18 protein-coding genes are annotated in these 25,273 nt (G+C 62.8%); 4 read left to right on the top strand and 14 right to left on the bottom strand.

Features of this window, described 5'->3' with window-relative positions; translation table 11 throughout:
* Positions 1 to 12: 12 nt before the first annotated feature.
* From ACIROW_RS01925 to ACIROW_RS01915, 3 genes are all read right to left on the bottom strand, one after another.
* On the bottom strand, positions 13 to 1,215 hold the full coding sequence (locus ACIROW_RS01925; RefSeq protein ID WP_402271290.1) for an HlyD family efflux transporter periplasmic adaptor subunit: 1,203 nt from the start codon (positions 1,213 to 1,215) through the stop codon (positions 13 to 15).
* A 66-nt stretch (positions 1,216 to 1,281) separates the two neighbouring features.
* A complete protein-coding gene (locus ACIROW_RS01920; RefSeq protein WP_402271287.1) occupies positions 1,282 to 2,751 on the bottom strand; it encodes an efflux transporter outer membrane subunit in 1,470 nt (489 codons plus the stop codon).
* Positions 2,752 to 2,848: 97 nt separating this feature from the next.
* Positions 2,849 to 3,286, bottom strand: a complete 438-nt coding sequence (locus ACIROW_RS01915; protein ID WP_402271285.1) for a MarR family winged helix-turn-helix transcriptional regulator — start codon at positions 3,284 to 3,286, stop codon at positions 2,849 to 2,851.
* A gap of 300 nt (positions 3,287 to 3,586) precedes the next feature.
* On the opposite strand from ACIROW_RS01915, the gene ACIROW_RS01910 reads away from it, so the two are divergent.
* Positions 3,587 to 4,474, top strand: a complete 888-nt coding sequence (locus tag ACIROW_RS01910) for a PCC domain-containing protein (RefSeq protein WP_402271283.1) — start codon at positions 3,587 to 3,589, stop codon at positions 4,472 to 4,474.
* Positions 4,475 to 4,513: 39 nt separating this feature from the next.
* Here ACIROW_RS01910 and ACIROW_RS01905 read toward each other — a convergent pair whose 3' ends face one another.
* Together ACIROW_RS01905 and ACIROW_RS01900 are read right to left on the bottom strand one after the other, a co-directional pair.
* On the bottom strand, positions 4,514 to 4,741 hold the full coding sequence (locus ACIROW_RS01905) for a hypothetical protein (protein ID WP_402271280.1): 228 nt from the start codon (positions 4,739 to 4,741) through the stop codon (positions 4,514 to 4,516).
* A 172-nt stretch (positions 4,742 to 4,913) separates the two neighbouring features.
* On the bottom strand, positions 4,914 to 5,495 hold the full coding sequence (locus ACIROW_RS01900) for a DUF4142 domain-containing protein (RefSeq protein ID WP_402271278.1): 582 nt from the start codon (positions 5,493 to 5,495) through the stop codon (positions 4,914 to 4,916).
* A gap of 224 nt (positions 5,496 to 5,719) precedes the next feature.
* Between ACIROW_RS01900 and ACIROW_RS01895 the strand changes: the two genes are divergently transcribed.
* Both ACIROW_RS01895 and ACIROW_RS01890 read left to right on the top strand, forming a co-directional pair.
* Entirely contained in the window at positions 5,720 to 7,429 is a 1,710-nt protein-coding gene (locus tag ACIROW_RS01895; protein WP_402271275.1) for a thiamine pyrophosphate-binding protein, read from the top strand.
* A 31-nt stretch (positions 7,430 to 7,460) separates the two neighbouring features.
* Entirely contained in the window at positions 7,461 to 7,970 is a 510-nt protein-coding gene (locus tag ACIROW_RS01890) for a GFA family protein (protein WP_402271273.1), read from the top strand.
* Here ACIROW_RS01890 and ACIROW_RS01885 read toward each other — a convergent pair.
* Together ACIROW_RS01885 and ACIROW_RS01880 are read right to left on the bottom strand one after the other, a co-directional pair.
* A complete protein-coding gene (locus tag ACIROW_RS01885) occupies positions 7,967 to 8,965 on the bottom strand; it encodes a cation diffusion facilitator family transporter (protein ID WP_402271271.1) in 999 nt (332 codons plus the stop codon). The two genes, ACIROW_RS01890 and ACIROW_RS01885, sit on opposite strands and share 4 nt — an antisense overlap.
* A complete protein-coding gene (locus tag ACIROW_RS01880) occupies positions 8,965 to 9,243 on the bottom strand; it encodes a hypothetical protein (protein WP_402271268.1) in 279 nt (92 codons plus the stop codon). The genes ACIROW_RS01885 and ACIROW_RS01880 overlap by 1 nt, the downstream gene beginning before the upstream one ends.
* A gap of 148 nt (positions 9,244 to 9,391) precedes the next feature.
* Here ACIROW_RS01880 and ACIROW_RS01875 point away from each other — a divergent pair, with 148 nt between their 5' ends.
* Positions 9,392 to 9,655 carry a hypothetical protein gene (locus tag ACIROW_RS01875; RefSeq protein WP_402271266.1) on the top strand — a complete coding sequence of 88 codons (264 nt, stop codon included), beginning with the start codon at positions 9,392 to 9,394 and terminating at the stop codon, positions 9,653 to 9,655.
* A gap of 7 nt (positions 9,656 to 9,662) precedes the next feature.
* On the opposite strand, the gene ACIROW_RS01870 is transcribed toward ACIROW_RS01875, so the two are convergent.
* From ACIROW_RS01870 to treS, 7 genes are all read right to left on the bottom strand, one after another.
* Positions 9,663 to 10,250 carry a hypothetical protein gene (locus ACIROW_RS01870; RefSeq protein WP_402271263.1) on the bottom strand — a complete coding sequence of 196 codons (588 nt, stop codon included), beginning with the start codon at positions 10,248 to 10,250 and terminating at the stop codon, positions 9,663 to 9,665.
* Positions 10,251 to 10,371: 121 nt separating this feature from the next.
* Complete coding sequence (treY, locus tag ACIROW_RS01865; RefSeq protein ID WP_402271260.1) at positions 10,372 to 13,161, bottom strand: malto-oligosyltrehalose synthase; 2,790 nt, start codon at positions 13,159 to 13,161, stop codon at positions 10,372 to 10,374.
* Positions 13,158 to 15,344: a 4-alpha-glucanotransferase gene (malQ, locus tag ACIROW_RS01860; protein WP_402271257.1), complete on the bottom strand. Its 2,187-nt coding sequence runs from the start codon at positions 15,342 to 15,344 to the stop codon at positions 13,158 to 13,160. The genes treY and malQ overlap by 4 nt, the downstream gene beginning before the upstream one ends.
* Positions 15,341 to 17,236, bottom strand: coding sequence for a malto-oligosyltrehalose trehalohydrolase (gene treZ, locus ACIROW_RS01855; RefSeq protein ID WP_402271254.1), 1,896 nt, complete (start codon positions 17,234 to 17,236; stop codon positions 15,341 to 15,343). Before treZ ends, malQ begins: the two co-directional genes overlap by 4 nt.
* Entirely contained in the window at positions 17,233 to 19,377 is a 2,145-nt protein-coding gene (glgX, locus tag ACIROW_RS01850; protein WP_402271251.1) for a glycogen debranching protein GlgX, read from the bottom strand. The genes treZ and glgX overlap by 4 nt, the downstream gene beginning before the upstream one ends.
* Before the next feature lies 1 nt (position 19,378).
* On the bottom strand, positions 19,379 to 21,721 hold the full coding sequence (gene glgB, locus ACIROW_RS01845; RefSeq protein WP_402271248.1) for a 1,4-alpha-glucan branching protein GlgB: 2,343 nt from the start codon (positions 21,719 to 21,721) through the stop codon (positions 19,379 to 19,381).
* Between the two features lie 78 nt (positions 21,722 to 21,799).
* Entirely contained in the window at positions 21,800 to 25,273 is a 3,474-nt protein-coding gene (gene treS / locus ACIROW_RS01840; RefSeq protein WP_402271246.1) for a maltose alpha-D-glucosyltransferase, read from the bottom strand.

Genomic DNA, 25,273 nt, shown 5'->3' with positions numbered 1-25,273 from the left:
ACCTGTGAGGTATCAGCTACCGATGCGGTTTTGTTTGATGATGCGATCGATCTCGGCATCGGCCTGTTGCGCGTAGTTGTCGAATACACGGGTCTGATACGAGGCGTTCTTGGCAGCGGCCAGTTCGGTGCCGTCCTGCTTGCGAGTGGCGACGTCGACTTGCATCGACAGGCCGACGCGCAGCGGATGGGCGCGCAGTTCTTCCGCATCGAGCTGGATCCGGACCGGCAGGCGTTGCACCACCTTGATCCAGTTGCCGGTGGCATTCTGCGCGGGCAATGTGGCGAAGGCGCTGCCGGTGCCGGCGGAAAAACCGACCACCTTGCCGTGGTACTCGATGTCGCCGCCGTAGACGTCGGCGTGCAGCGTCACGTCCTGGCCGATACGGATATGCCGGACCTGGGTTTCCTTGAAATTGGCATCGACCCAGACGCCGTCCAGCGGCACGATGGCCATCAGCGGCGTACCCGGGGCTACCCGCTGGCCGAGCTGCACGGCGCGCTTGGCGACGTAGCCGGTGACCGGTGCCGGCAAGGTATTGCGTGCATAGTTGAGATAGCTTTCGCGGACTTTGCCGGCGGCGGCGATGACGTTGGGATGCTGCGCTACTGAGGTCTTGCCGGTCTGCGCATGGTTCGACGCCAGCTGTTCTTGCGCGACCTGCAGGCCGGCCTTGGCGGCGGTCACGGCAGCGCGTGCATGGGCCATGTCTTCGGCCGAGACGGCGCCGCTATCAGCTACGCCAACACTGAGGCGGCGCTTCAAGTCGTCTTCGGCGCGCGCCAGGTCGGAGTGACGCTGGGCGATCTGGGCTTCATAGACACCGTTGTTGACGTACAGCGTACTGACTTGCTGCACTGCCTGCGCGAGCGCCGCTTCAGCCTTGATCATGTCGACCTTGGCGTCGGCCCGGTCAAGCTGGATCAGCGGTTCGCCGGCCTTGACGATTTGCGTGTCGTCGGCGTTGATGGTCACCACCGAGCCGGCGACTTGCGAGGTCAGTTGGACCAGGTTGCCGGAGACGTAGGCATCGTCGGTCTCCTCGTGATAGCGGCTGTAACCGAAATAGTAGGCGGCATACGCAGCCGATGCGGCGATCACGCCAACGCCGAGCCAGACCAGCATGGTCTTGCGCTTGCCGTTGTTGCCCGCCAGGCCTGCAGAGGCCGCTTTGTTTGGCTGCGTTGTGGGTCCGAGGTTTTCCTTGTTTTCCATGATGAGCACCTGTTTTCTTGAATTGAGTAAATTAGTAAGTTGAATTCGCTTGATCGATTGATTTGTTCAGTCGGCGTGGTCCGCAGGAGCGACAAAGCCGCCGCCCAGCGCTGCCGCCAAGGCGATCTGCTGACTGCGGCGGTTCATGCCGAGATTGACGATCGCCTGCTCGGCCGCCAATGCGCCAATGCGCGCTTGCAAGACACTGGTCTGACTGCTGAGGCCGCCGCGATACTGGCTGTCGGCCAGTTTCCAGCTACGGTTTGCAGCCTGAGCGGCAAGGCGTGCATCGACCAGCTGTGCATCGCCGGAACGGATGCGCGCCAGTTGCGTGGCGATATCCGACAGCGCCGACACCAGCGTGCCGTTGTAGGCGGCCACGGCGGCGTCGTAATCGGCATAGCGTTCCTTCAGGCGAGCGCGCAATGCGCCAGCGTCAAAGATAGGAATATGGATGGCCGGACCTGCGCTCGCGGTGCGGCTGGCGGCGTTCAGGAAACGGCCGAAGCCGAAGGCATCCAGGCCGATGGCGGCGCTCAGGTTGATGTTTGGATAAAAGTCGGCCTTGGCGACATCGATGCCATGCGTCAGCGCATCGACGCGCCAGCGCGCTGCCGTCAAATCCGGACGGCGTGCGACCAGATCGGCCGGCAGGTTGTCAGGCACCGTCACCGCGTCGCCGCTGCCCAGGTCTGGACGTGCAATGTGCAAACCGCGATCCGGGCCTTGACCAAGCAAGGCGCTCAGTTGATAACGGGTGTCGAACATGCGGCCGTCCAGCGCGGTCAGTGTCGCGCGGGCGGCAGCCAGGTTGCGTTGTGCGCCCTGCTGCTCGACTTCGGTATCGAGGCCGGAGCGCAGACGGCGTTGCGCCATATCGGCGATGCCTTGCCAGGCCAGCACTTCCTCTTGCTCCAGATCCCGCAATGCAGTCAGACGTGCGAGTTCGTTATAGGTGACGGCGACGGCGGCGCTCAGCGTCAGTTTCACTTTTTCCTGCTCCGCTTCGGCGGCGCGCAGTTTGGAGATCGAGGATTTCCATGCCGCGCTGTTCTTGCCCCAGACATCGAGTTCATACGAGGCGCTGACAACAGCCTTGTTTTCCGACTGCCAGGAACCGGCGTACGGCGGTGGCACCAGCACGGTCGAGGAATACTGCTGGCGTGAGTACGCATAGTCAGCGCCGACCTTCGGCAGCGTCTGGGCGCGCGCTTCTTCGGTGAAGGCGGCGGCGGCTTGCAGACGCGCCTGCGCTTCGGCCAGCGTCGGGCTGGACTTGAGCGCTTCATTGATCAGTGCGGCCAGTTGTGCGTCGCCAAACTGATTGGCCCAGTTGGCGGCCGGCCAGTTTCCATGCGGCGCCGCCAGGCTTTGCTTCTGTTGCAGATCGGCTGCTGCCGTCAGTTTGCTGTCGCTGCCGATACCGGCGTAATTGGCGCAGGCCGACATCATCGCTGCAGCCAGCAAGGCCGCGAACATGGCGCCATAGCGACCGGGGCGCTGGCTTTCCCGATTGATAGATAATTGATTATTCATTTTCTGACTTGTCAAATAAATGTTTAAAAAAATGGGGCATAAAAAGCCCGTGACTGATTCAACAGCGATCCTGCAACTGACAAAAAACGGTGTCCGGCTACCCCTGCAAGAACTTTTCCAGCAAGCGGTGAAACTCCAGAAATTCTTCCTGTGTGAAATCCTTGAGACGGCGGTTCAATGCTTCCGGCGCCACCTTCGGAATCTCCTTCATTGTCGCAACGCCCTGCTCCGTCAAACCGAGATTGACGCTGCGGCGGTCTTCCACGCTGCGCTCACGCGCCAGCAGGCCTTGTTTCTCCAGCTTGTCGAGCATGCGGGTCATCAGGCCCGAATCGATTTCCAGCATCTTGCTGAGTTCGAACGGCGTGGTGGCGATGCCGCGACCCACGCACAAGATGATGCCCATCTGCTGCGCGGTAATGTCCAGGCCCTTCAGCACCGCGTCCATCTCGGCGATGACCACGTTGCGGGCCTTGACCAGAGAAAAGCCGACGCTTGTGGTGGGATGGAAGTTGTCTTTCGTGTAGTGTTTCATGTGCTCTCCGTGATGGCTTCAATATATTTGACTAGTCAGATATTGTCAATGCAGATTCGACATCTGTCCGGACAAGCGCCCTTAAATAAGATGATCAGTACGCTCAAAGCCTTTGTGGATCTGTCTTTCCGGGCGGGATGCCAATCCCGTCGAATTACCGGAGTCCAATCGAAACCTGGCTTTTTCCCCGAAAACATGAAATCCCAAAGCCGGATACCATGTTTACCTGGCCCACCGGCCTACCCCAACCGACGACAAGCCGCGGCACGCATCGCGGCAACGAGGACACCAGGAGACAGCATGCAGACACTCGAACAAGCCCCTAGCTTTGCCCGTACCGCCCGCCATCCCGGCGCGCCCGACCCCGTGCGCATCGTCAGCCTGGCCGGCCCGGCCATGGCGGTGACCATCACGCTCGAAGCCGGGCGCAACCTGCGCGACGCCATCGCCATTCCGCTGGCGGCCGCCGGCATTGCAGGCGGCACCATCCGCATCGAAAACCTCAAGGTTTCACCGCACCACTATCTGATGCCGGCGCTGTCCCACGATGGCAAGCACGCCGCTTTCTACAGCGATCCGCACGAAGTCGCCGGCGGCGTCACGATCGAGCTGGCCTGCGCCACGTTCGGCCGCCGCGACGGCGCGCCCTTCGTGCATTGCCATGCGGTGTGGACCGACGAACAAGGCCGGCGTCGCGGCGGCCACATGCTGATGGATCAGAGTATCGTCGCCGAAACCGCGCAGGCGCAAGCCTGGGGCGTGCACAATGCCACCATGGAAACGCGCTTCGATCCGGAAACCAATTTCACCCTGTTCCACCCTGCCATGGTGGCGGCAGAGACCGGCGACGGCGGCCGTCGCACCTTGCTGGCGCGCATCCGGCCCGATGAAGACCTGACCATGGCGATAGAGGAAGTCTGCCGCACGCACAGCATCAAGAACGCCATCGTGCGCGGCAGCGTCGGCAGCATCATCGGCGCGGAATTCGACGACGGCCGCGTGATCGAGGATCGCGCCACCGAAATCCTGGTGCGTTCCGGCCACGTCAGCCGAGGCCATGAAGGCGTACGGGCACAGCTCGATATCGCCCTGATCGATCCACGCGGCCACGTGTGCGAAGGCGTGCTGGCGCGCGGACGCAATCCGGTGCTGATCTGCTTTGAACTGGTATTGGAAGAGGTGGAGTGACGCGGGAGGAACGAGATGAAGGCCAGAAGCGATCCGGCCTTATCTCTGTTCTCGCTGTTTTGATTTACTGCTGCAGAGTCGCGCCATGGCGATCGCAGCACGCCAGGCCTTCTTGCGTTTGGACACAATCCTGACGCCGCTCGGCGTCATGTCCAGCGGCGGCACCTTACCGATGAACTGCTCGACGTAACAGGCGAACTTGTGCTTGTCCAGCTTGAGCACGCAAGGCACGTATTCAATTGTTGCTGTCGATGCGGTCTTTTTCATGCTGCCTCCTGCCGAAACAATCACCCGGCAAATCCAGACACTCAGACAACCGGACAACCGGACAAAAAACTGCCGCCAGACTCATGCAGGGGAACATGTGCGCCTGGCGGCAGGCGGGGGGTGCAACTCGGGGATTCGGTATGTATGTCGCAACGCTACTTCGTAGTTCTACTTACTTCTTGGCGTCCAGCTTGGCCTTCAGCGCATTCGCCATGTCCAGGTGATGTTGCAGGCCAGGCAAGGTCTTGGCGGCAAAATCCTTGACGTCCGGATCCTTGGCTTCGGCGGCGTTCTTGCTGAACAGCTTGACCGCGTCCTTGTGCGCCGAGACGCCGATCATGCTCACGTATTGTTTGTCGAAGGTCGCGCCGTCGAGTTTCTCCAGCACGGCGATCTTGGCGCGCTGGGCGACGCTCGGTTCGGTCGGCGGTTCGACGTTTTTGGTGGCGGCCAGTTTCTTGAGATTGTCGCCGACGGTGGTGTGTTCGTCGACCATCAGCGTGGCGAAACTCTTCACATCGGGATTGGTGGTCTTTTCCAGCGCGATCTTGCTGGCCTTGACCTCGGCGTTGCCGGCTTCGGCGGCGCTGTTGAGGAAACTCTTGTCGGCGCGCGGCAGTTCATCGGCGCGTGCATGGCCCATCAGCAGCGCCAGGCTCGCGACGCTCATGGCAGTCAGGCCAAAGACCTTGATCAGGGTGCCGGAACGGCGTGGCGCAATATTGGCGGATGGCATGCGGAAAGTGGATGACATGGTGGTTCTCCTTATTGAATTTGAGTGTGGCTGCGGACGTCGCCGCTGCAACTTGTGTTCAATGTAATGCAGCAAAACGTCGCGAAAAATCGGACAGCGCCGCTCTTGCCTGTAAGAATTCAGGAGCTTGGATGGATTCCTACAGCGATTTACCGCAGTTGCCGATACTGGCGTCACCAAGGCAAGCCTATGCTGAACGGCTACTCCACCCTGTCGAGGAAGCCATGTCCACCACCGTCGCCGAAATGCTCGTTGAAACCCTCCACACCATCGGCGTCCGACAGATATTCGGCGTCGTCGGCGATGCGCTCAATCCCTTCACCGAAGCCGTGCGCAAGGACAAGCGCATCGAATGGATAGGCGTACGCCATGAAGAAGGCGCCGCGCTGGCCGCCGCCGGACAGGCCAAACTCACCGGCAAGCTCGCGGTCTGCTGCGGCACCACCGGCCCAGGCGCCAACCACCTCGTCGCGGGGCTGTACGAAGCGCGCAAGGATCATGCGCCGGTGCTGGCGATTTCCGGCGGCGTTCCGGCCAGCCGGCGCGGCATTGACTACCTGCAGGAAAACAATCCCGACCTGCTGTTCCGTGATGTCGCCGCCTACACCCAGACCATCATCGATCCCGCGCAAGCCGTGCAAGTCGTGCACCAGGCCATCGCCCAGGCCTATCATCAGCGCGGCGTTGCCCACATCAGCATCCCGGCCGACGTGATTGGCGCCAAGCTGCCCGGCCCTGCTGCCGTGGCCAGCCTCAACACCTTGCGGCCGCAACCGGAAGTGACGCCGCCCGAAAGCGAAATCGCCCATGCCGCGCAACTGATCAATGCCGCCAAGTCGGTCGCTATCTTCGTCGGCAACGGTGCGCGTTCCTCCATTGCCGACATCGCCGTGCTGGCAGAAAAGCTGCAAGCCCCGGTCGCGCACACCTTCCGCGCCAAGGACATGCTGCCCTACGATCACCCGCACTGGATCGGCGGCGTTGGCCTGATCGGCGGCGCCCCCGGGATGGACGCCATGCGCGACGCCGAACTGCTGCTGATGCTCGGCACCGACTATCCCTATTCCGAATTTCTTCCCACACGCACCCAGACCGTACAGATCGACGAGCGCGGATTCGTCCTCGGTCGCCGCATGCCGGTCGACCTCGGCATCACCGGCTCGGTTGGCCCGGCGGTGACGCAGTTACTGCAACAGGTGCAGGGCAAGACCGATACCGCCTTCCTGCGCAAGGTCGGTGAGCATCGCAAGCAATGGAACGAGACGCTCGACAAGCATGCCGTGCTGCCGAAGGATCCGGACAAGGGCCCGATCAAGCCGCAATACCTGGCGCGCCGCCTGAGTGATCGCGCCGCCGATGATGCAGTGTTTGTGGTCGACACCGGCGTGGTGACGCTTTGGTGCGGCAACTGGATACGCCAGAGCGGCCGCCAGCGTCTGCTGGCTTCGTTCAACAACGCCGCCGTCGGCACCTCGCTGGGCCAGGGCAACGGCATCCAGGCGTTGGATCGGAATCGGCAGGTGATCGTGGCCGCAGGCGACGGCGGCTTCACGATGTTGCTGGGCGAGTTCATGACTGCGGTGGAACACAAACTGCCGGTCAAGGTGGTGGTGTTCAATAATCGCGAATGGGGATTGGTGCATCTGGAAATGGAAGAAGCCGGCCTGCCCGCCTTCGAAGGCGCCGAATTTCCCAACCTCGACTTTGCGTTGTTCGCCGGCGCCTGCGGTGCGCAAGGCTTTGCGGCCAAGACGCCTTCGCAGCTCGAAGAAGTGCTGGGACCGTTCCTTGCTGCGCCCGGACCGGCTATCCTGAACGTATTCATCAATCCGTCCGAGCTGCCGATCATGCCGCATATCAAACTGGACCAGATCTGGCATTTCGGCATGGCCAAGATCAAGGAAGCGATGATTTCGATGGGCGGCGCCGGTTGAGCCCGCCAAGGAAAACCCAGATGAGGAAGACATGAAACTCAAAGGATCCTGCCACTGCGGCGCCGTCACCTTCACGCTCAACAGCGACACGCCCTACCCTTACCAGCGCTGCTATTGCTCGATCTGCCGCAAGACTCAGGGCGGCGGCGGTTACGCCGTCAACCTCGGCGGCGATTTCCACAGTCTCAAGGTCAAGGGAGCCGACGACGTCAGCGTCTATCACGCCCGTCTCAAGCGCAAAGGTGAGAAACGTATCCACACCAGCACCGGCCAGCGCCATTTTTGCCGCCGTTGCGGCAGCGCGCTGTGGTTGTACGATCCGACCTGGCCGGACCTGGTGCATCCATTCGCGTCCGCCATCGATACGCCCTTGCCGACGCCGCCCGAATACACGCACCTGCTGCTGGATTACAAAGCGCCGTGGGTCGAAGTCAAGGCCGGGCGCAAGGATAAGCAGTTCGGACAATTCCCCAAGGAATCGCTGCTGGAATGGCATCAGCGCCACGGCTTTGCTGAGTCTGAATCTGGCAGTGAAGATTAAATCTTCGCCGGATCTTCGTTGCGCTGCTTGTGCAGTACATCGCGGAAGCGGCCCGCCGTTTGCGGCTTGATGAACAGTGCCACAATTTCCGGATGCAGCGCATGCAGTCGCGTCTCCATTTCAATGACCAGCGCTTCGATCTGCGGCGTCTTGAGATCGTCTTCAAATTCCACGCTGAGCGCCACCAGGATCTGATGCGGCGCCAGGTGGACGGTCAGCACGCCGTTGGCGCCTACCACGCCGTCCAGCGAGGTCGCTTCTGCGAGGATGGAATCGAGCACCTCCTGCCGCGCACGCTCGCCGATCAGCAAGCCCTTGGTTTCTTGCCCCAGCACGGCGGCGGTCGCTGCCAGAATCACGCCGATCACGATGGAGGCGACGCCATCCCAGGCTGGTTCATTGAAATGCTGCGACAGCCAGATGCCGATGAAGGCGGCAATAATGCCCAATATTGCGGCCGTGTCCTCCAGCAGCACGATGAACGTCGGCGGGTCTTTGCTGTGCCTCACCTCGTCGGGCAGGTCGGCATAACGCTTGCCGCCCTTGAACTTGTGCAAGGTCAGCAGCCAGGAGCAACCTTCGAAGATGGCCGCCGCAAACAGCACCAGGTAGCTGGCGACGACGTTTTCAACCGGTTCGGGATCGAGGATGTGATGGATGCCCTCATAGATCGACAGGCCGGCCCCGAGCGTAAAGATCAGCACCGCCACCACGAAGCTCCAGAAGTACACTTCGCGGCCGTAGCCGAGTGGATGATCGTGGTCGGGACGCTGATTGGCGCGATGCAAACCGTACAGCAGCAGTAACTCGTTGCCCATGTCGACCAGGGAATGGATGCTTTCGCTGAGCATGGCCGAACTCCCGGTCCATATCGCCGCCCACAGCTTGGTGATGGCAACCAGGAAGTTGCCTGCGAGCGCCGCATAGATGACCAGCCGCGACGATTCTGCGGGCTGCTGCAAGCGGCTCAATAGTTGCCGGGAGGAGCGCGCCATCAGCTATCCCCGGAGTCTCGCGGCGCGCGGCGGCGATTGCGCAGGTACACTACCTGCCCCACCAATGCCGCACACAAGGTCGCCGCATTGGACGCCACGAACACCCAGTTGTCGACGCTGGCGCTGTAGATCACGAATCCGGTCGAGGTAGCCAGCTGGCCGATGAACATCCAATGCGAAACGCCCTTGGTGCTGCCGCTGCGCCATTGCGTAAAGACCTGGGCGGACACCGTCAGCAGCAACAATAATGCGCTGATCCATCCGACTACATCCATCATGGCGGCCTTCTTTCTTTGTATTTGTTTTGTATTTGTGCCTTGGCGTCGTCCGCGCCGTCCTACAGGGCAATCAGGCGCTGTCCGATGCCGTGCCGGGTCCCGGGGGATTAGGCTTGGACCTGACACGCCAACCTGCAAGGAGCCATTGATGAATGCCCATCCGAATGAACCGCAAGCCCGCGAACAATATGCCGACGAACTGATGCGCCGTTATCTTGAGCTGCGCCGCTGGGCCGTGGAAAACTGGCCCAACACGGCCCAACCGCTTCAGGCGTCCGATTTCATCGCGACCGACCGCGAGCTGCAATTGCTGCTCGGCGCGCGCCTGAATTCAGGCAAACATGCAGATCAGCGTCCCGCCAACGCGCAAAATTCGCAATATGAAGACGTGACGCCGATGCCTTGGCCCTAATCCCGGATCAGATTCGACCCGTATAGGAGCGATTGCCCTGCAGGTCGACGTAGCGCGGGGGCGCCAGCGGATCGAAGTCGTCCCAGTCGCCGTGCTCGATATGCCCCTCGCTGCGCTCGATGTCGGCCGCCTTGAGTGAATGCAGCAAGGCGATCGCTTCGTTTTCCTGCGGCGTGCCTTCCACCGCCACGGCCACGCGCATGCCGGCCTTGCGCACTTCTACTTCCTGCGTATGACGACCACCCTCGTCGGTATCATCGGTGGTGTTGAGCGTACCCACCAGAGAACCCAGATGCGCGCCGACCAATCCACCCAGTGCAGGGCCTATGGGCCCGGTGACCGGTGCAGTGGCAGAACCTACCGTGGCGCCGACGACGGCGCCAGTCGCTGCGCCTGCCGCCACGCCGGCGGGCGTGTCCTTGGCGCCGGGCGATTCGTCGCGGTCGCCGCCAACCGGATAGGTGTCGTGCTGACCGGCCGGATTGAGATAGAAAGTGGTGATCGCGTCGCGCGAATAGCCGGCCTGGACCAGCTCATCCACTGCGTACTCGGTCTCATCCACCAATTGAAATCTGCCTAATATGATCGAGGACATGTAAATCTCCTTGCAAATGTAAGCCGCCAAGCACTCTTGTCGTCTTGTACCGATACTAGTCGGCGCACAAGCGCTTCACGATAGGCGAGCTCCGCATTTTCCTGTAGGAATTGCTGCGGCCTCACTTCGACAGCACGAGTACATCTACCGGCAATACCCGGAGTACGTCCGCCGCGACAATCCGCTGCTCGCGCACGGCGCCTTCGGCGCCGGACAGGACGCTTTGCCATTCGCCCGCCGACATGTCCTCCGGCAACTGCACTGCCGCGTCGCCCCATTGCTGCGGAGGAATCAGCGGCGTCGCCGCATGCAGTGTTTGCGCCGTATGGCTGCTGACGATAGCCCGCGCAGCATGACGGCTGACCAGGACAATGACCGTTAGTCCTTCGCTGCGGCGTGCAAATGCAATCAGCTTGTCCGCGAGTTCACCCGTGACCGTCAGCGGTACATAGTCGCCGATGGTGAACAGGTCTTCCCTGCCGCTGCGGAAATGCAGCAGCGTGCGGATCACTTGTTGTTTACAGGCGCCATTGCGCCAGTCTTCCAGCGTCAGCGGTGCTGTCTGGCTGGTGTGGATCAGCTGTTGCCGCATGGTGTAATCCACCGGCCGCCGGTTGTCCGGATCGACCAGGCTGAAATCCCACAGATCGCATCCCTGGTACAGATCCGGCACGCCTGGGACCGTCAATCGCAACACGGTCTGACCCAGGCTGTTGAGCGCACCGGCGGCGGCCACTTCCTGGACAAAATGGCGCAAGGCCGGCAGGAAGGCATTGTCGGCACCGGGGCGCAGGATGCGCCGCAGGAAGCCGTCGCATTGTCCTTCGTAGTCAAGGTCGGGCGCATTCCAGTCGGAGCGTCGCTTGGCTTCGCGCAAAGCCTTGCGCTGCCAGGCCGACACGCGTTCCAGCAAATCCGCTTCGCCGGCTTGCTCCAGCGGCCAAGCCCCGATCAGCGTCTGGTACAGCATCAGCTCGTCGACCGCATCGATCGGCATCTGCCTGCGCGCGGTCTGATTGAGCGCACGCCAGCGCTGCAAGGTGCTTTGCCAGTGTCCGGGAATTTCGCTGAGCACGGCCAGGCGCATGCGGGCATCTTCGCCACGCTTGTGGTCATGCGTCGCCGTGGCCAGCATCGCCAGTGGAAAATCGCGCTGGCGGCGCATGACGTGGCGATGAAAATCGTCGACCTCGATCCCAAGTTGCGCGGGTTCGGAACCGACTTCATTGCGCGACAGCAAACGGCCGTAGCGATAAAACGCGGTGTCCTCGGTCGATTTTGCGGTCAGCGGCGGCGTCAGCTGCTGGAAGCGGGTCAGCGCGCGCCAATGCAGCTGCTGATGACGTTCGTCCTGCATCTCGGGCTGTGGCGGATCGGCGAGCAGGCCGACAATCGCGTCCAGCGCGGACTGATCCGATTTCGCCAACAGGTCGCGCACACGCATCGCGGTAGCCCGAATTACGAAGGAGTCGCCACTGTTGCAGCCGGCACGAACGCCGTAGGTGCGGTACACCGGAAAATACACCAGCAACTCCCGCATGCAGCGCCGGATCGCCATCAGCGACAGGTCGCGTGTAGTGACCGCAGAGCGCGCCAGCGCATGCAGCGCCGAGGTCAGCGCATTGAATTCGCTGGCGAAATTGCGCTCCAGCAAACGGCGCCGCGTGCTGTGCACCAAGTAGTCGAAGCCGTCGGAATCGGTGCGGTATTCCTTCCAGATGGCGTCCAGCACAGAGGCGCCGCCGGCGTCATGCAACACCGCCGCGGCCTGATCCATGAAGTCGTAGCCGGTGGTGCCGTCGATGCCCCAGTCAGTCGGCAGGCTTTCTTCCGCACCTAGGATCTTCTCGGCGACGATGTAGGCCGGCGCGCCCTGCTTCAATGCTTCCAGCCGTTGGCGCAGCCGTTGCACGTAGGCCGCGGGCTCCGCCAGACCGTCGATGTGGTCGAGCCGCACGCCGTCGATCAGGCCTTCGCCGACCAGGCGGAACAGCAAGGCGTGCATCGCTTCGAAGACATCGTCCTGCTCGACGCGCATGCCGATCAGGTCGCCGATTTCAAAGAAACGGCGCCAGTTGATTTCGTCGCCCGCATTGCGCCAGTCGCACAGGCGGTAGTGCTGGCGCTCCAGCAACTCGTGCAAGGCGGTCGCGCCATCCGGCGTCAGCGAGGAGAATTTGTCCAGTCCTATTTGCACATCCGCGTGCACCGCCGGATCCTCAAACGCTTGCGCAAGCACGCGCCAGGCTTGCGTGGCGCAGCCCTGGCGTTCTTCCTGCACGGCCGCTTCCTGCACGCGCCGGAATGCCGCAATGGCTTCCGCCAGCCGCGAGGAATCCGCCGCTCCCAGAACATTGACATAGTCTTCGGGCGCCAGCGGCAGGCGATTCCCGGGACAGACGACGTACAAACGGCCGGCGTCCATTTCCAGCTTGATGTCGCCGGCGCGCAGCAACTCGCCGTAGGGCTTGCCGAGCACCGGCAGCAATACTTTGCCGTGCAGCGCCGGATCGGCGCCCAGCCATTCGATATCGAACCAGCTCGCGTAGGGACTGTGCTGTCCCCACAGGAGAACGTCGCACCACCACGGATTCTGGTCGCCCAGCGCCATATGGTTCGGAACAATGTCAACGATCAGTCCCATGCCGCGTTCGTGCAAGGCCTGCATTAGCCGGCGCAGGCCTTCTTCGCCGCCCAGTTCAGGATTGATGCGGGTCGGATCGACGACGTCGTAGCCGTGCGTCGATCCGCTGCGCGCGGTGAAAATCGGCGACGCATACAGGTGGCTGACGCCGAGTCCGGCAAAGTAGTCGACTTGCGCCAGTGCGTGGTCGAAGGTGAAATCGCGATGGAATTGCAGGCGCAGCGTGGCGCGCGGAATCAATGTCCGGGGAGATGCGGGGGCGTTCAATGTGTCCTGCCAGTCTTGTCGATGTTTTTTGTATGTACGGTGCGCTGCAACAGCCGCATGCGGCGGCGGCAGTCGGCCTGGTCCAGCAGCGTATCCGCGGTGACCGGCAGGCGGCGTTGCCAGTTGGGATGGGTGTCGATGGTGCCGGGCAGGTTCGGCTGTTCTTCCAACCCCAGCAAATCCTCGATCGGGAGCAAGGCCAGCGGCGCGGGCGTCTGCGCGATGAAGGCGGCGGCGCCGTCGATCACATCCTGCGGCGCGTCGTCGGGGGGCTGGTCGCCGACGACGCAGCCGGCATCCAGCAAGGCCTGCCACAAGAGGCTGCGATCCTCGCCGCGGTCGGCGCGGGTCTGGGCGTCGGTGGCGCCCGGCATCAGCAAATCGAGCTTCGTGCGCCAGCCGATGTCACTGCCCCGCCACCAGCCCGCCACCGTCGGCAGGTCATGCGTGGAGGTAGTGGCGATGGCGTGCCCCGGCCATTGTTGCGGCGGCAGGAAATTGGCGCGCGCATCGCGCTGGAACCACAGCACGCCGATACCCATCAAGCCGGCTTCCTTGAGATCGGCGTCGAAACCTTCGGGCACGGTGCCGAGGTCTTCTCCGATAACGACGGCGCGATGCCGCCACGACTCCAGCGCAATCAGCCGCAGCAGGTCGCGCGCCGGATAGCGCAGGTACGCGCCTTCATTGGCGTCGCCGCCTTCGGGCGCCAGCCATAGCCGGGTCAGGCCCATGACGTGGTCGATACGCACGCCGCCGGCGTTGGCGAAGGCCGAACGCAGCATGGCGATATAAGAACGGAACCCCTGCGCGCGCAGCGCCAGCGGCGAAAAGGCGCCGATGCCCCAGTTCTGTCCGCGGGTGTTGAGCAAGTCAGGCGGAGCGCCCGCTGACAAGCCGGTGATCATCTCGGAGCTGTGGCTCCACGCCTGGCTGCCGCCATTGTCGGCGCCGACCGCGAGATCGGCAATCAGTCCGACCGCCATGCCGGCTTCCCGCGCAGATTGCTGCGCCGCCTGCATCCAGCGCGAGGCCTGCCATTGCAGGAATATATGGAAGTCCACTTCACCGCTCTGCTCTTCCGCAAGACGTTTCAGTTCGGCGCTGCCGGGCCGGTGATAGCGCTCGGGCCAACGCCGCCAGTCGCTGGCGATGTCGATGTTTCTGGTCTGTTGCCAGTGATGCAGCGTCTCGAACAGCGCGTGATCCGCCAGCGCTTGCCCGCCCTGCAGACGGAATGCCGCGAGTTCGGCCGACGGTCGTTCCTGCATGCGGAACATGGCGTAGAGATGGCGCAGCAGCATCATGCGGTGGGCGCCGGCTTCGGGCCAGTTGACCAGGCTGGTTTGTTCCAGCCGCTGGTGCCGTGCGAGCAACTCGGCGCCACCTTCATTGAGCACCTGCGCCACGGCATCCGCACCGAGGACGGCAGCCGGATCGATGTGCAGCACATTGAGGAACAGGCGGCTCGACGGCGAATAAGGACTGAAGCGATGCGCATCGGCGGCGAACATCGCATGCACCGGAGAGATCGCCAGCGCTGCAGCGCCCTCGGTGCCGGCCCGTGCAGCCAGTTCGGCCAGGCCGGTGAAGTTGCCGATGCCGCCGTCGCCCTGACTGCGCAAGCCGTACAGTTGCAAGGCCAGGCCCCAACCGCGATCTGCATGCGCCTTGAAATGTTTGTGCGGCGTGGCGTCGAAGGCATCGGCGACGCTGTAGCAGCGGCGCGGCGCCACCGCCAGCGTCACTTCGGCATCTCCCACTTGCAGGCGGTGATAGCCGTATTCATCGATCGCTTCCAATGTCGGCGTGCGGCTGTCGTCGTCCGATACGCGCCGGTCAAGCTTGCGGCCGGATTCCAGCGTGATGAGACACGCGCGGCCATGCAGGCCGCAATGTTCGGGCAGCGAGACCGGCTGATCAATCTCTGCGGTGATCAGCGGCGGCAACTCGCGCGACTGGTTGGCGCGTTGCAGCTGCGCCATGCTGTCAAGTGCCTGGCGATGACTGTCGCACGGCAGGCCCAGAGCCGCAAGGATGGTGCGCAGCGACGCCGGCGTCACACGTTGCGGCTGGTTGTAGGCGTCAATCCAGTCCACCGAAATGCCGGCCAGTGCCGCCAGCGTAAAGACCGCTCTGTCGTAGTCGCTGGGCGGGTTTTCTTCAACAGGAGCGAAAGTCATCTTGCAGCCTCTCGTATGACCAGGATGGAATGCCCCGGCAGCGTGCCGGAAGCCAGCGCGTCAAGCACGCCGCCGCTGTCGAACAGGACGTCGGCGCCGGCCGGGGTCACCAGTGTTTCAAGCGACTCGCGCAGCGGCTGCTCGCCCAGATTGACAGTGATGTTGAGCACCGTGCCGTTATTCAGCCGCCAGCGCGCATACACGGCTTTCAGGCCGATGGCCTGGGCGTCGAGCGCGACTGCGCCAGGCAAGTACGGCGTGATGGCTTCGCGCCGGATCTGCAGCAGGCGATAGCACCAGCCCATCCACTGGCCGGCACTCTTGTCTTCTTCGGGCGAAACCGGCTCGGGAATCGATGCCATGAAAGTGGAAAAGCTGTTCGGATCCGGCAAGGCGTCCAGCGCCTGCGGATCGGAGAACTCGGGAAAGCGCGAGAACTCCTTGCGCCGACCATTGCGCACGGCGTCGGCCAGCTTTTCATCGGCGTGGCTGGTGAAGTAATAGAACGGCTGCGGCGCGCCGTATTCTTCCCCCATGAACAGCATCGGGATCTGCGGCGACAGCAGCAGCAAGGCCTGCGCTGCACGCAGGGCATCCGGATGCGCCAGCGCGGTCAGCCGTTCGCCCTGCGCGCGATTGCCGATCTGGTCGTGGTTCTGCAGGAACAGCACGAACGAGGTCGGCGGCAGTTCGACGCTCGGTTCACCGCGTACTTCATTGTCACGGTACGGCGACGGCTCGCCCTGATAGACAAAACCTTCGCGCAGGCAGCGCGCCAGTTTCTCGGCCGGCTGCACCGCATAATCCGAGTAGTAGCCGCCGGTCTCGCCGGTCAGCAGCACGTGCAATACGTGATGGCCGTCGTCGTTCCATTGCGCGTCGTACTTGTCGCCCTCGCCCGGCTTGCCTGCGCCGCCGTCGAGCAGAGAGGCGGCGTTACCGTCATGCTCCAGCACCAGATGCACGTGCCGACGCGACAAGCCGATATCGGCGTCTTCCTGCTCGATCGCGCGCCGCACCTTGCGGGCCAGGTCGCGCAGCCAGCCCTGCTCGCTGATGGCATGGACTGCATCCAGGCGCAGGCCGTCGAAACGGTATTCCTGCAGCCAGTACAAGGCATTCTGGGCGAAGAAGTCGGCCACTTCGGGACGACGGAAGTCGATGGTCTCGCCCCACGGCGTGGTGGTGTCGTTGCGGAAGAACGGCGCCGCGTAGCTGTTGAGGTAATTGCCGTCCGGGCCGAAATGGTTGTACACGACGTCGAGGAACACCATCATGCCGAGGCCGTGGGCGGTGTCGATCAGTTGTTTTAGCTGCTCCGGCGTGCCGTAGCTGGCGTCGGGCGCATACGGCAGCACGCCGTCGTACCCCCAGTTGTAGGCGCCGGGGAATTCCGCCACCGGCATCAGTTCGATCGCGGTAATGCCGAGTTCGGCCAGCTCCGGCAGGCGTTGCAACACGCCGGCGAAACCGCCCAGCGCACCCACGTGCAATTCATACAGCACGGTCTCGTGCCAGGGACGGCCGCGCCAGTCCACGGTCTGCCATTCGTAAGCGGAGGCGTCGATCACCATGCTGTCGGCATGCACGTCGCCGGCCTGGCCACGCGACGCCGGATCGGGCACGCTGATCTCGCCGTCGGTCTGCGACATTAGCTCGTAACGGTACTGGCTGCGCGCCTCGCAATCGGTCTCGACCTCGAACCAGCCTTCGTCGGCCGGCGTCATCGGCACCTTGCGCTGACCGTCGATCAGCACCGAGGCGGTCTTGGCAAGCGGCGCCCACAACCGGAAACTGGTGCGGCCGTTGCCGAGGTATTCGGCGCCGAACGGCAGGCGGTAGTGGAAACGAACGTTGTTCGGATGGAGTGGGAGCGGCGCTGGACTGTTCATGATTTTTCCCGGCATGGACGATTGGCGAAAACCTGCACGCTGTGCGCCGCAACTTCGACGCTGGCGGTGGTACAGGCTTCCCTGGAAACGGCGCCGTCGGGGATGTTGCTGTCGATGAGCAGATAGTGCGCATCCTCGGCGCGCGGAAAAGTGAACTCAATCGGTTCGTGGCCGGCGTTGAAGAACATCAGCACAATGTCCGGCTGCTCAGCCTCGCCTTCGGGGACGGCGGCATCGACGTTGCCGGCGCCGGCGCATTGCAGCGTCAGCGCGCGCGCCACCGGGTTCTGCCAGTCCTCGATCGAAATCGGCGTGGCGCGCTCGTCGAACCACGACACGTCCTTGAGGCCAGGCAGGATTTCACGATTGCCGTGCAGGAAGCGATCCCCTTGCAGCACAGGGAAATCACGGCGGATGGCCGTGAGCCGTCCGACGTAGCTGATCAGCGCCTGGCCCTCTTCGCTGGCGGCGTCTTTCCAGTCAACCCAAGAAATGTCGTTGTCCTGGCAATAGGCGTTGTTGTTACCGCGCTGGGTGCGATGGAATTCGTCCCCCGCCAGCAGCATCGGCGTACCCTGCCCGAGGAACACGCAGGTCAGCATCGAGCGCTGCACGGTGGCGCGCAGTTGCAGGATTGCCGGATCGTCGGTCGGCCCTTCCACGCCCCAGTTGGCGCTGTAATTCTCGTTGTGGCCGTCGTTGCCGTTTTCACCGTTGGCCTCGTTGTGCTTGGTCTCGTAGCTGACCAGGTCGCGCAAGGTGAAACCGTCGTGTGAGGCGATGAAATTGACCGAGGCCCAGGGCTTGCGGTGATGATGATCGAACAGGTCCGACGAGCCCAGCATGCGGCCGGCGAACTCGCCGCGCAGGCCTTCGCCGCCGGCCCAGAAGTGACGGACGGCGTCTCGGAACTTGTCGTTCCATTCGGCAAAGCGTGGCGGATGGTTGCCGAGCTGGTAACCGCCGGGTCCGATGTCCCACGGTTCGGCAATCAGCTTCAGTTGCGACAGCACCGGATCCTGCATCAGCGCGTCGAAAAAGCCGCTGTTCGGATCGAAGCCGGTCGGCTCGCGCCCCAGCGTCGAGCACAGGTCGAAACGGAAGCCGTCGATATCGAAGGCTTCCGCCCAGTAGCGCAGCGAATCCAGAACCAGCTGGATCACGCGCGGATGCGACATGTTGACCGTGTTGCCGCAACCGGTGTCGTTGATGTAATAGCGCTCCTCACCCGGCAGCAGGCGGTAGTAGTTGGCATTGTCGAGGCCGCGCATGCTCAGCGTCGGACCCAGTTCGCTGCCCGAGCAGGTGTGGTTGTAGACCACGTCGAGGATCACTTCGATGCCGGCTGCGTGGAAATGGCGGACCGCCATGCGCAGTTCGTTGAGGTCGCCGGTGGAAAGATAAGCAGGCTCCGGAGCAAAAAATCCCAGAGTGCTGTAGCCCCAATAATTGCGCAGGTCGCGTTGGAGCAGGAAGTTCTCTTGCAGGAACGCATGCACCGGCATCAGCTCCACCGTGGTGACGCCGAGTTTTTGTAGATGGGCGATGAAATCGGGATGACCGAGCGCCGCGAAGGTGCCGCGTTCATGCGGCATGACGCCGTCGCGCATCATTGAAATGCCGCGCACATGGGCTTCGTAGATCACAGTCTTGGACCATGGCACGCGCGGGCGTGGGAATTTTTTCCCGATCGGTATCTCTTCTACGACGACGGCCTTGGGCATGGCGGCGGCACTGTCGCGTCGGTCGAAGCTGAGGTCGCCCTTGGCCGAATGCAGACGATAGCCGAACAAGGCATCGGTCCAGCGCACCTGGCCGACCAGCTGGCGCGCATACGGATCGAGCAACAGTTTGTTGGGGTTGAAGCGATGGCCCTTTTGCGGCTCGTAGGGGCCATAGGCGCGATAGCCGTAGACCAGTCCCGGCGAAGTGTCGGGCAGATAACCGTGCCACACCTCATCGGTGCATTCCGGCAAGGTCAGGCGCTCGACTTCGCGACGGCCGGTGGCGTCAAAAATACATAATTCGATCTTGGTGGCGTTGCCGGAAAACACGGCGAAGTTGACGCCCAGCCCGTCGAAATGGGCGCCCAGCGGGTAAGGCGATCCTGCTTGCAGATGGCGTGGTGTTACTAAAGTCATGTTATTTTCCTCGGCGCAGGATGATGGTGGAAAGTGGTGGCAAGGTCAGCAGCAGCGAGGCCGGATGGCCATGCCACTCTTGTTGTTGCGCAGTGACGCTGCCGGCATTGCCAAGATTGCTGCCGCCGTAGATATCGGCGTCGGTATTGAGAATTTCCTTCCATTCGAATTCGTTGGCGGCGCCGGTCGGTACTCCGATGCGGTAGTTGTGGCGCGGCACCGGCGTCATGTTGACCGCCACCAGAAGCGGCTCATCGCCCTCGGCTTCATTGCCATGGCGGAAATAGGCGAACACGCTGTTGACGCTGTCGTTGCCAACCACCCACGAGAAGCCCTCGGCGCGGGTATCGTTCAGATGCAGCGCCGGCAAGCTGGTGTACAGGCCGTTCAGGTCACGCACCAGGCGCTGGATGCTGCGATGGCGCGGGTCGTCGAGCAGGTCCCATTGCGGCGACTTGTCGTGATCGAACTCCTGGTACTGGCCGAATTCGCACCCCATGAACAACAGCTTCTTGCCTGGATGGGTCCACATGAAGCCAAGGTAGGCGCGCAGGTTGGCCAGCTTCTGCCAATAGTCGCCGGGCATTTTCTCCAGCAGAGTGCGCTTGCCGTGCACCACTTCATCGTGCGAGATCGGCAACACGAAGGCTTCCGAATAGGCGTAGATCATGCCGAAGGTGAAATCGTGATGGTGATAGCGGCGGTAGATGCTGTCTTCTTCCACGTAGCGCAGCGTGTCGTGCATCCAACCCATGTTCCACTTGTAAGTGAAGCCCAGTCCGCCCTCCTTCACCGGCGCCGTGACGCCGGGCCAGGAGGTCGACTCTTCCGCGATCATGAGCGCGCCGGGGCAGCGTTCGATGACGGTCTGGTTGAGTTCTCGCAGGAAGTCGACCGATTCCAGGTTCTCGCGCCCGCCGTGGATGTTGGGCACCCATTGGCCGGGCTCGCGGCTGTAGTCGCGGTACAGCATCGACGCCACCGCATCCACGCGCAGCCCGTCGACGTGGAAATGCTCCAGCCATTCGAGCGCGCTGGCGATCATGAAGCCGCGCACTTCATTGCGGCCGAGGTTGTAGATCAGCGTATTCCAGTCCTGATGGAAGCCCTCGCGCGGGTCGCTGTGCTCGTACAGCGGCGTGCCGTCGAAGTACGCCAGGCCATGTCCGTCCGACGGGAAATGCGCAGGCACCCAGTCGAGGATCACACCCAGGTCTTCACGATGGCAACTGTCGACGAAGCCGGCAAAGTCCGCCGCCGAACCGAAGCGCGCACTCGGTGCGAATTGCGATAGCGGCTGATAGCCCCAAGAGCCGCCAAAGGGATGTTCCATCACCGGCAGAAGCTCCAGATGCGTGAACCCCATGCCCTTGGCATAAGGAATCAGGCGCTCGGCCAGCTCGTTCCAGTTGAGGCTGCGGCCCTCTTCTTCGAGGATGCGCATCCAGGAGGCGGCATGCACTTCATAGATCGAGATCGGCGCCTGCAGGGATTGTCTCTGCGCGCGTTGCGCCATCCACTCGTCGTCGCGCCAGCGCCAGCCGTCGCGGTCGTCGATCACGCGCGACGCGGTGGCCGGCGGCAGCTCGGTGGCGCGCGCCATCGGGTCTGCCTTGGATGGCTGCACACGGCCGTCGGGACCGGTGATTTCGTATTTGTAGAGTGTGCCGTCGCGCAGGCGCGGCACGAACAGCTCCCACACGCCGGCGCTCTGGCGCAGACGCATAGGGTGGCGGCGGCCGTCCCACTGGTTGAAGTCGCCGATCACCGACACGCGTTGGGCATTGGGCGCCCATACCGCAAAGCGCACGCCGTCAACGCCGTCGATGCGCGTGACTTGCGAACCGAGACAGCGCGCCAATTGGCGATGCCGTCCCTCGCGGAACAGATGCAGGTCGAAGTCCGAGATCAGCAAGCCGAAGGCATAGGGATCTTCGGTGATCTGCACCTCTTCCAGTTTGCCGTTCTTGCCCGGCCAGGCCACGTGCAGCACGTAAGGGATCTCGCGATGTGCCTGCGCCGGCAAGTTGACGTCGCCGTAGAAAATCCCGTTGGCGCTGCCTTCCACCGCGCCGAGCTGGATCAGGTTGCCGAGCAGCACGCCGTGCGGATCGCGCTCGTCGGCCGGCCGCGAAAATACTTGCACCGCGATCGCGCCGGGGTAGTAGCAGCACAAGCGCAGGCGTTGACCTCCGCCCGGCAGGTCTGCATAGCGCGGTCCCAGCAGCGCGAACGGATCGCCCAGCCTGGCCTGTTGCAAACTGCTCGCCAGTTGCAGGTCCGGCACCGCGTGATCGACTTCCCGATCATTTTGGTGCGTGTCGTTGCGTAGAGATAACGCCATCTTGATTCCTCTTGGTCTTGTTCTTGCGTGTTGGTGGTGCAGCCGCCGAATCACGCTGCTTCGCGACTGCTTTTCCGACTATTTGCCGCCCAGCAGCCGCGCCGCGATGGCATGGATTCCGCCCAGCGGCACATGCAGCCAGGCGGGACGGTTGGCTGCTTCGTAACAGATTTCGTAGGCCGCCTTTTCCAGCGTGAACAGATCGAGCAAATCGTTTTGCGCCGCCAGCGGCAGGCTGTGCATCAGCGTCGGATTGCCGACGCGATAGCCCTCCAGGAACGCCGCCTGACATTCCGGCGCAAAGCGTTTGAGCACCTGTTCCTTGCCGGCGCGGGCAGCGGCGTCGAGGTCGCCCGGCCCCATGTTGTTGCCGAACGCCGCCGCATACTCGAACGAGCGCAGCAGGCCCGCGACGTCGCGCAAGGGACTGCCCTTGGCGCGGCGTTCTTCCAGCGTGCGCGCCGGTTCGCCTTCGAAGTCGATGATGAAGACATCGTTGAAGGCGATCAGGATCTGGCCGAGATGCAGGTCGCCGTGCAGGCGAATCGCAGCCGAGCCGTTGCCGGCCATCGCCAGTTGTTCGATGCGTTTCTGCAGCGGCTCGCGTTGCGCCAGCAAGCGGGCTACCTGGCGCGCCTGGTCGACATCGATCCAGTCGTTTTTCTTGCGCAGAATGTCGCAGGCGGCATTGAGCTGCTCGGTGGCCGAACGCGCCCAGCCCTGGAAGGTGGCGGTGTGCACGATCTCCGGAGAAAATGCCGGATCGTCACTGGGCTTGCCGAGCAAGGTGTGCATTTCGCCGAGACGCTGTCCGAGCAAGCGTGCAAACGATGCCAGCTCCGCCAACGCGGTATTGTTGTGGCGGGAATGCTCCCCATGCAAAGGCGAAGAGTCGGCCAGGGTGTCGCTCTGGATAGCGCGTTCCAGCGTGTCCATGGTCCAGCGCCAGGCGTCGCCCTGATTGTCGACGTAACGCTGGAGCACGATCAGCGCATAGGGTGTGCCGTCGCCGGCATGACGCGTCACTTCGCCCAAGGTGGCGGGCACGTTGGGGAAACCGTGACTGGTCAGGTAGCGCCCCATTTCGATTTCCGGATGCACGCCGGGCTTGACCATGCGCAGCACCTTCATGACCATGGCGTCGTTGATCACCACCGAACTGTTGGACTGTTCCTGTGCGACGCGGCGCAATTGCAACGGCGCCTGCAGGACCGCGCGGTCGAATGCAGCGGTCGGTACGAACCGCATATTGCCGTCGCCGGCCGCGACATCGGCATCTTCCGCCAGCAGCTCCAGCACCGTCATGATGAAGGAATCGAGCGCAAATGCATCGGTCAGGAAACCGACATGACGGTTGCGGCGCACACGCGACAAGGCCAGCTGGTGCGGCAGCGCCGAGACGGTGTCTTCCTCGCGGATGAAGCCGAGTGGCAGCAGGTAGCGCTGTTGTCCCCCGCCATCGTCGTGTACGACGATTTCACTCATCAGGATGGGCAGGCTGCCGGGGACGTTCTTGGACATCGGCAGCTCGGTAGCGGTGGCCAGTTCGATGCGCGCGATCTGCTTTTGCTTGGCGGCGTACCAGCGCCGCTTGAGCAGGTAGTGCGGCAACACTTCCCGCTCCAGCGTGCCGCGCGCGGGCTCTTCCATGATTTCTCCGACGCCCTGGCGCAACACCAGCGTGACGTATTCAGGCAGCGGCTCTGGCGTGGCGGCGTACCACGACGGCATGGTCGCTTCGTTGGCCAGCAGGAACCAGTAAAAACCGAATGGCGGCAACGTCAGCAGATAGTTGAGCTTGCCGATCGGCGGGAAGGCGGTGCCCCCCATCATCTCGATCGGGATGCGATCGGCAAATGCCGACAATTCCAACTCGACCGCCTGCGCCGATTGCGACAGGTTGGCCACGCACAGGATGGTCTCTGTGGCGCCGCCCTCCTTGGGGTCGGTGAACTCGCGCAGGTAAGCCAGGATCTTGCGATTGCTCGGATAGATGACCTTCAGCGTGCCGCGGCCGAAGGCCTGATGCTGCTTGCGTACGCTGAGCAGCCGGCGCATCCAGTTGAGCATCGAGTGACGGTCGTCGCTCTGCTGTTCGACGTTAACGGTCTGGTAGCCGTATTGCGGATCCATCAACGGCGGCAGCACCAGCCGCGCCGGGTCGGCGCGCGAGAAGCCGCCGTTGCGGTCCAGCGTCCATTGCATAGGCGTACGCACGCCGTCGCGATCGCCCAGGTGGATGTTGTCGCCCATGCCGATCTCGTCGCCGTAATAGATCACCGGTGTGCCGGGCATCGACAGCAGGAAGCTGTTGAGCAGCTGGATGCGGCGCGCATCGCGCTCAACCAGCGGCGCCAGCCGGCGACGGATGCCGAGATTCAGGCGTGCACGGCGATCTGGCGCGTAGAAATTCCACAGGTAGTCGCGTTCGGCATCGGTGACCATTTCCAGCGTCAGCTCGTCGTGGTTGCGCAGGAAGATCGCCCATTGGCAATCGGCCGGGATCTCCGGCGTCTGGCGCAGAATATCGGTGATCGGGAAACGATCCTGGCTGGCCAGCGCCATGTACATGCGCGGCATCAGCGGGAAATGGAATGCCATGTGGCACTCGTCGCCCTCGCCGAAGTACTGCTGCACATCTTCCGGCCACATGTTGGCTTCGGCCAGCAGCATGCGGTCGGGATATTTGCGGTCCATCTCCGCGCGAATGCGCTTGAGGATGGCGTGCGTCTCGGGCAGGTTTTCGTTGGAGGTGCCTTCACGCTCGATCAGGTACGGCACGGCGTCGAGGCGCAGGCCGTCAATGCCGAGGTCGAGCCAGAACGCCATGACGTTAAATACCGCCTTGAGCACCTGCGGATTGTCGAAATTCAGGTCCGGCTGGTGCGAATAGAAGCGATGCCAAAAATAGGCCTTGGCGACCGGGTCCCAGGTCCAGTTGGATTTTTCGCTGTCGAGGAAGATGATGCGGGTGCCGGCGTAGCTCTTGTCATCGTCGGACCAGACGTAAAAATTGCGCGCCACCGAACCGGCACGGGCATTGCGGGCACGCTGAAACCAGGGGTGCTGGTCCGAGGTATGGTTGATCACCAGCTCGGTGATCACGCGCAGGCCGTGCTCATGCGCGGCGGCGATGAAGCGCCGTACGTCGCTCATGTTGCCGTAGTCGGGATGGACGTTCTTGTATTCGGAAATATCGTAGCCGTCATCGCGCCGCGGCGACGGGTAGAACGGCTGCAGCCAGATGGTGTTGACGCCGAGTCCGGCGATGTAGTCGAGCTTCTTGATCAGCCCGGCGAAATCGCCAATGCCGTCGTCGTTGGCGTCGAAATAGGATTTGACGTGGATCTGGTAAATGACCGCGTCCTTGTACCACAGCGGATCGTCGGTAAACGGCAGGCCGTCTTTGCCGGCGCGCGCCTTGGCGCGGCTGGCCTTGTCCTGATGGCCGCCCTTGCCTTCCTTCTTTGCACTTTTTTCGCCCTTGGCTTTCTTGATGTCGGCAGGTGGTTCGCGGGTGCGCAACATCGTGCTGTCTGTTGGAATTTCCAT

It is taken from the genome of Herbaspirillum sp. NPDC101397 (assembly GCF_044767325.1).
Lineage (GTDB): Bacteria > Pseudomonadota > Gammaproteobacteria > Burkholderiales > Burkholderiaceae_D > Herbaspirillum.
Note: the sequence above shows the minus strand (reverse complement) of the source record. Positions and strands in the feature narration are given on the sequence as shown.

Coding starts and splice junctions, on each gene's coding strand:
- ACIROW_RS01925 (WP_402271290.1), bottom strand. CDS start 1,215: ATGGAAAACAAGGAAAACCTCGGACCCACAACGCAGCCAAACAAAGCG.
- ACIROW_RS01870 (WP_402271263.1), bottom strand. CDS start 10,250: ATGTCCTCGATCATATTAGGCAGATTTCAATTGGTGGATGAGACCGAG.
- ACIROW_RS01895 (WP_402271275.1), top strand. CDS start 5,720: ATGTCCACCACCGTCGCCGAAATGCTCGTTGAAACCCTCCACACCATC.
- malQ (WP_402271257.1), bottom strand. CDS start 15,344: ATGACTTTCGCTCCTGTTGAAGAAAACCCGCCCAGCGACTACGACAGA.
- glgX (WP_402271251.1), bottom strand. CDS start 19,377: ATGACTTTAGTAACACCACGCCATCTGCAAGCAGGATCGCCTTACCCG.
- glgB (WP_402271248.1), bottom strand. CDS start 21,721: ATGGCGTTATCTCTACGCAACGACACGCACCAAAATGATCGGGAAGTC.
- ACIROW_RS01900 (WP_402271278.1), bottom strand. CDS start 5,495: ATGTCATCCACTTTCCGCATGCCATCCGCCAATATTGCGCCACGCCGT.
- treS (WP_402271246.1), bottom strand. CDS start 25,273: ATGGAAATTCCAACAGACAGCACGATGTTGCGCACCCGCGAACCACCT.
- ACIROW_RS01885 (WP_402271271.1), bottom strand. CDS start 8,965: ATGGCGCGCTCCTCCCGGCAACTATTGAGCCGCTTGCAGCAGCCCGCA.
- ACIROW_RS01915 (WP_402271285.1), bottom strand. CDS start 3,286: ATGAAACACTACACGAAAGACAACTTCCATCCCACCACAAGCGTCGGC.
- ACIROW_RS01875 (WP_402271266.1), top strand. CDS start 9,392: ATGAATGCCCATCCGAATGAACCGCAAGCCCGCGAACAATATGCCGAC.
- ACIROW_RS01890 (WP_402271273.1), top strand. CDS start 7,461: ATGAAACTCAAAGGATCCTGCCACTGCGGCGCCGTCACCTTCACGCTC.
- treZ (WP_402271254.1), bottom strand. CDS start 17,236: ATGAACAGTCCAGCGCCGCTCCCACTCCATCCGAACAACGTTCGTTTC.
- ACIROW_RS01905 (WP_402271280.1), bottom strand. CDS start 4,741: ATGAAAAAGACCGCATCGACAGCAACAATTGAATACGTGCCTTGCGTG.
- ACIROW_RS01920 (WP_402271287.1), bottom strand. CDS start 2,751: ATGAATAATCAATTATCTATCAATCGGGAAAGCCAGCGCCCCGGTCGC.
- ACIROW_RS01910 (WP_402271283.1), top strand. CDS start 3,587: ATGCAGACACTCGAACAAGCCCCTAGCTTTGCCCGTACCGCCCGCCAT.
- ACIROW_RS01880 (WP_402271268.1), bottom strand. CDS start 9,243: ATGATGGATGTAGTCGGATGGATCAGCGCATTATTGTTGCTGCTGACG.